Below are 4,373 nucleotides of genomic sequence, written 5' to 3'. Positions count from 1 at the left end.
GTCAAGAAGGTTACGGTTAGTTCTTTCTTATCTGAAACAAATAATAACCATGTATTTCAATATAACGGATACAATATCGAAAAGTATATTATATGGAATGAATTTCTTCATCAGATTAATCCGTATTGTTTCCCCTGGGTAGAAAATGCTGCGAGAGGCGGAATCGGAGAATGGATAGAACTTGAGCTTGACACACCTCAAAGCACGATGTATGTATTAAACGGCTTTGTAGATGGAACCCGCCCACATTTATATAAGATGAACAGCCGCATGCAAACGGCATTGGTTGAAGGAACAACAGACGGTGGAAAAAAGATAAGTCAAACAGTACGTTTTGAAGACTTTGTATATTTTAAGACAATCGTATTTACCCAACCTGTTCACCAAGTCCGCATTACTATACAAAGCGTATACGAAGGCGATAAATGGCAGGATACAGCAATCTCTGCTATTATGTTTCCTGAAACTAGATTGGACAAATGAGAATTATTCCGACGGCTGTTTTGTAACTATGCGTGAAAATCAAAGGCGCCTTTTGGAAAAATTACAGAGATGAGGATTGGCGGGAGGTTATCAAATAACCGGTACTATAGTGGGACAAAAATATAAAAAATATAACAGAGTGAAGTAATATGAAAAAGATATTTTTATTGTTAGTATTTAATTTAGCTTCTCTTTGTTTTGTTAATGCAGACGGTACACAGAGGCAAATCGACATATATAATAATCTGGATAAGGAATTCGATTTAGGTAAACGTTGTTTAGGATATACGGAGATCGGTGCAGTCTCTGAAGAGGGTAACACCGTTATTATTAAAACATGGCCTGCCAATTATTATATTAAAAAAATCGATTTGGATAATATCGATAAAGATATGTACGGTTATTGTATCTTTGAATATAATGCACGGAAGTATCTGGCGATTTACGGATCGAATATGTTTTTTTCTTTTGACTATGTATCTCCGAATATATCGAATGCTTATGAGCCGGGTTTATCGATAAAAGAAGCGCCCTTTGCATTTATGCAATATATAAAGCCGGATAATTTCGAATCATTTGTAAAAGAGGTTGCTCGATATAAAAGGGATGCTTTGGAATCTTGGAATGCGATACCTAAGTTTTCGATAAAGAAAATTGTGGCATCATCATGGTATAATGAGCCGACAAAATTCGGAATTGTTTCTTATAAACCCGATTACTTGAACATGATTTTTCATGAAGAAGCGTTTTTAAGTAATTTCCTTCTCCGCAATCCGTGGGTACCGGGAAAGGAAAACGATCCAGCCGGTATCGGAGAATCGCTTACGATCGAATTTGCCGAACCGAAAGATAATATCGTCGTTTTGAACGGTTACGTCGATTTGGAAAAGCGCTACCTTTACAAAGCGAATAACCGCGTCAAAACCGTCGTCGTCACTTCGCTCGATGAGAGCAAGCCGTTCGAATTTGAATATCGGTTTGAAGATTTTGTGCATTTTGCGGAGATGGATTTTCCGGCGAAAGTGTCTAAAGTGCGCTTTACGATTAAAGACGTGTATAACGGCGAAAAGTGGAATGACACGTGCATTACCGCCGTCATTACGCGGCGCGATTAGCGCTTATGTCGGGGTGTAATCGATATTGCTTTTATGGTTGCAGGAGATAATATGAAACGTTTTATTTTGTTGTTTTCAGTATTTATAGCCTGTCGTACAATAAATGCAGGAGATAATATCCTCATCGATAAAAAGACCGATCCTTTTACTATTACCGAGCTGTCACATTGTGCATGGGTTGGGAGTCTGACAGGTTCCAGAACTGAGCGGAAATTAATATTCGGAACTGTAACCTTAACACGTTCACCGTATATTATCTTTGAAAAGGATGCGGACACATGGTATCTGTATTACGGCGATTCCGAAGGCGGGCCTGCTTTTGATAAATTTGCAGGCAAAATCATTGATGTGAAACACGGTAATGACGGATATACTTTACGATACCGACAGGTTCTGAATCTCGACGATGCTAAAGGTACATCGTTATATGCGAATAATAAACATATATTTGAATATGCCGATTATGTAGCTGTTATATCATTTAAAATTATTGATCATAATACAATGATACTAACCGATGAAGCAAAATTGGGTTATTCCGTAATAGCAAAGGGTACGACTTTTTACAAAAATATATTCAATGTTAATAAATTTGAATCTCGAATTACGGAAAACGGTGTTAGGATTCGTTCTCAACCGTCATTATTGGAATCCGTTCTTGCTGTCAGCTCTAAAGATGAAAAGGTTCATTTATTATCAAAGTCGATCAGAATGCAGACGATACAACGATGGAATGACTATTGGTATGAAGTTGAAACGCATAAGGGAGTGATTGGTTGGGTATATGGAGCTTTTATCGACAGTAGTTTAAAAGATAGTGTTCCTATAAATGAGCAGGGAATGATGGTATCAGAAAGTGAAAGATGATTACCGCCGTCATCACGCGGCGCGATTAGCGCCGCCTATTTCAATGCGCCGTGTTTGCACCGTGTGCGGCATTCCCCGCAGCGGATGCACTCGCGGTCGTTTACTTTGCACGTATCCATTTTGCACGAAGCGACGCATGCGTTGCAATGTACGCATTTCGATTCGTCTACGCGGATCCCGAAAATTGCGAATTTATTAAAAAAAGAATAGATCGCACCGAGCGGACAAAAAAATCTGCAAAAGGGGCGGAACATAAAAACCGACCACGTGATAAATACGGCGGCGACTGCGGCTTTCCACGTAAAAAGCATGCCGGCCGCGCTTCGAAGCTGTTCGTTCAGCAAAACGAGCGGTGCGCCGGCTCCGACCGTTCCCGCAGGGCACACGAGTTTGCAAAAAAAAGGCGCGCCGAGTCCGTCTTTAAAATAAAACGCGAGCGGCAGCGCAATGCACAAAACGAGCAAAAGCGCGTATTTGAAAAGCGAGAGCTTTCTCGTAAGCGCGAACGTTCGTTTTGTCCTTTTTATTTTTTTTGACGGGATTTTATACAACAGTTCCTGCACCAATCCTGCGGGACAGATAAAGCCGCACACGACGCGGCCGAAAAGCGTTCCGATGAGCAAAAAAAAGCCGGTAATAAAAAACGGCAGCTGTCCGTTTGCAAGCGTATTTTGCAGGGAACCGAGCGGACAGGCTGCGATCGCGCCGGGACACGAATAGCAGTTTAAGCCGGGTACGCATACGGTTTTCAACGGCGAATGCGAAATGCCGCCTGAAAACCAGCGTTTGACATCCGCGTTGTATATGAGCATGGAGATGAATTGAATCGCCTTTCTGCGTCTCGTCTGTTTTTTATCCAATGCCGATACACTCCATGCAGATAAAAACGGCTTTGCGGAAAATCGAATCGTTGTCTCCGCGGAAAACGCCAACGATAATAAACACCGCCGCCGCCGCGAGCAATGCGATGCGCAGCAGCGTATGTTTTTTTTCGGAGCGGCCGTCTTTTATGGGAAGTTTTTTTTCAATTTGCATATTTTCCGACAAAACGCTGCAATTCCGCGGGGGACATCGCACCGACGCGGATTTTTTCGATTTTTCCGTCCGGCGAAATCAATATGCTCGTCGGAATGCCCTGGATAAAATACGAACCTGCGATGGAGCCGTCTTTGTCGAGACCGCCGGGGAAAGTATAATTATTTTTTTTCATAAAAGCACTCTGCGATTTTTCCGTATCGGAAATGCACACTGCAAGGAATGCGATGCGCGAAGACGAGTCGAGTTTTGAAGCGAATGCGTTCATTTCAGGCAATTCGACGCGGCAGGGTCCGCACCACGTCGCCCAAAAATGGAGAAGCACCGCTTTTCCTTTGTAGTCGGAGAGCTTTACCTGTTGTCCCGTCGAAAGCGTAATCGAAAAATCGGGAGCCGCTTTGCCTTCTTTGACGCTTTGTGCAAAGATCGGAGATACTGCGGCGATTGCAATCGCCGATGCGATTAAAAAAGATTTTAAATATTTCATGTATGAAAAGATAACAAATGTGGAACGGAAAATCAAGTTTAAAACGCCGTTTAGACCGGGAATTTATATTATTTCCGTTTTTAATTCGAAAAATAATTCTGAAAGAGATTTCAAAAATTATACTATTTCAATAAAACCCTTGAATATTAACAAATTATTTTTTACCTACCCAAAATACATAAAACATTAACAGCGCACATATTGTTACAAACGTTAAGATATGCTGCAAAATTCTAAACTTATGATACAAAGGTTTTTCCTTCATATAGCCTCTACAAAGTCCCAATAATATACAAAAACCGGCCAATATTTTTATTAAAAATATAAGAATTTTCATTTTGAACCGCATCTGCAAGAATTCTTAATCTCTCAACCCTGCAAGAAAT

Annotated in this window: 6 protein-coding genes; 3 read left to right on the top strand and 3 right to left on the bottom strand. The window is 41.0% G+C overall.

Annotated elements, in window-relative coordinates; all coding sequences use genetic code 11:
• From JSQ97_RS12470 to JSQ97_RS12460, 3 genes are all read left to right on the top strand, one after another.
• A partial coding sequence (locus JSQ97_RS12470) for an NADase-type glycan-binding domain-containing protein (protein ID WP_486389581.1) occupies nucleotides 1-483 on the top strand: 483 nt, incomplete at its 5' end.
• A 725-nt stretch (nucleotides 484-1,208) separates the two neighbouring features.
• Nucleotides 1,209-1,598 carry an NADase-type glycan-binding domain-containing protein gene (locus tag JSQ97_RS13005; protein ID WP_486389582.1) on the top strand — a complete coding sequence of 130 codons (390 nt, stop codon included), beginning with the start codon at nucleotides 1,209-1,211 and terminating at the stop codon, nucleotides 1,596-1,598.
• Nucleotides 1,599-1,649: 51 nt separating this feature from the next.
• Complete coding sequence (locus tag JSQ97_RS12460) at nucleotides 1,650-2,465, top strand: SH3 domain-containing protein (protein WP_205076340.1); 816 nt, start codon at nucleotides 1,650-1,652, stop codon at nucleotides 2,463-2,465.
• 35 nt (nucleotides 2,466-2,500) lie between these two features.
• Here JSQ97_RS12460 and JSQ97_RS12455 read toward each other — a convergent pair whose 3' ends face one another.
• Genes JSQ97_RS12455 through JSQ97_RS12445 form a run of 3 tightly spaced genes read right to left on the bottom strand, consistent with a single transcriptional unit; the run spans nucleotide 2,501 to nucleotide 3,987 of the window.
• Nucleotides 2,501-3,325 carry a 4Fe-4S binding protein gene (locus JSQ97_RS12455; protein WP_205076339.1) on the bottom strand — a complete coding sequence of 275 codons (825 nt, stop codon included), beginning with the start codon at nucleotides 3,323-3,325 and terminating at the stop codon, nucleotides 2,501-2,503.
• Nucleotides 3,318-3,500, bottom strand: a complete 183-nt coding sequence (locus JSQ97_RS12450) for a CD1871A family CXXC motif-containing protein (protein ID WP_205076342.1) — start codon at nucleotides 3,498-3,500, stop codon at nucleotides 3,318-3,320. The genes JSQ97_RS12455 and JSQ97_RS12450 overlap by 8 nt, the downstream gene beginning before the upstream one ends.
• Nucleotides 3,490-3,987 carry a TlpA family protein disulfide reductase gene (locus tag JSQ97_RS12445; RefSeq protein WP_205076338.1) on the bottom strand — a complete coding sequence of 166 codons (498 nt, stop codon included), beginning with the start codon at nucleotides 3,985-3,987 and terminating at the stop codon, nucleotides 3,490-3,492. Before JSQ97_RS12445 ends, JSQ97_RS12450 begins: the two co-directional genes overlap by 11 nt.
• Nucleotides 3,988-4,373: the final 386 nt, after the last annotated feature.

Origin of the sequence: Treponema sp. Marseille-Q4523, assembly GCF_016901105.1 — a bacterium.
Lineage (GTDB): Bacteria > Spirochaetota > Spirochaetia > Treponematales > Treponemataceae > Treponema_D.
The sequence above is the reverse complement of the archived record's forward strand: the minus strand, read 5'-3'. Positions and strand labels throughout refer to the sequence as shown.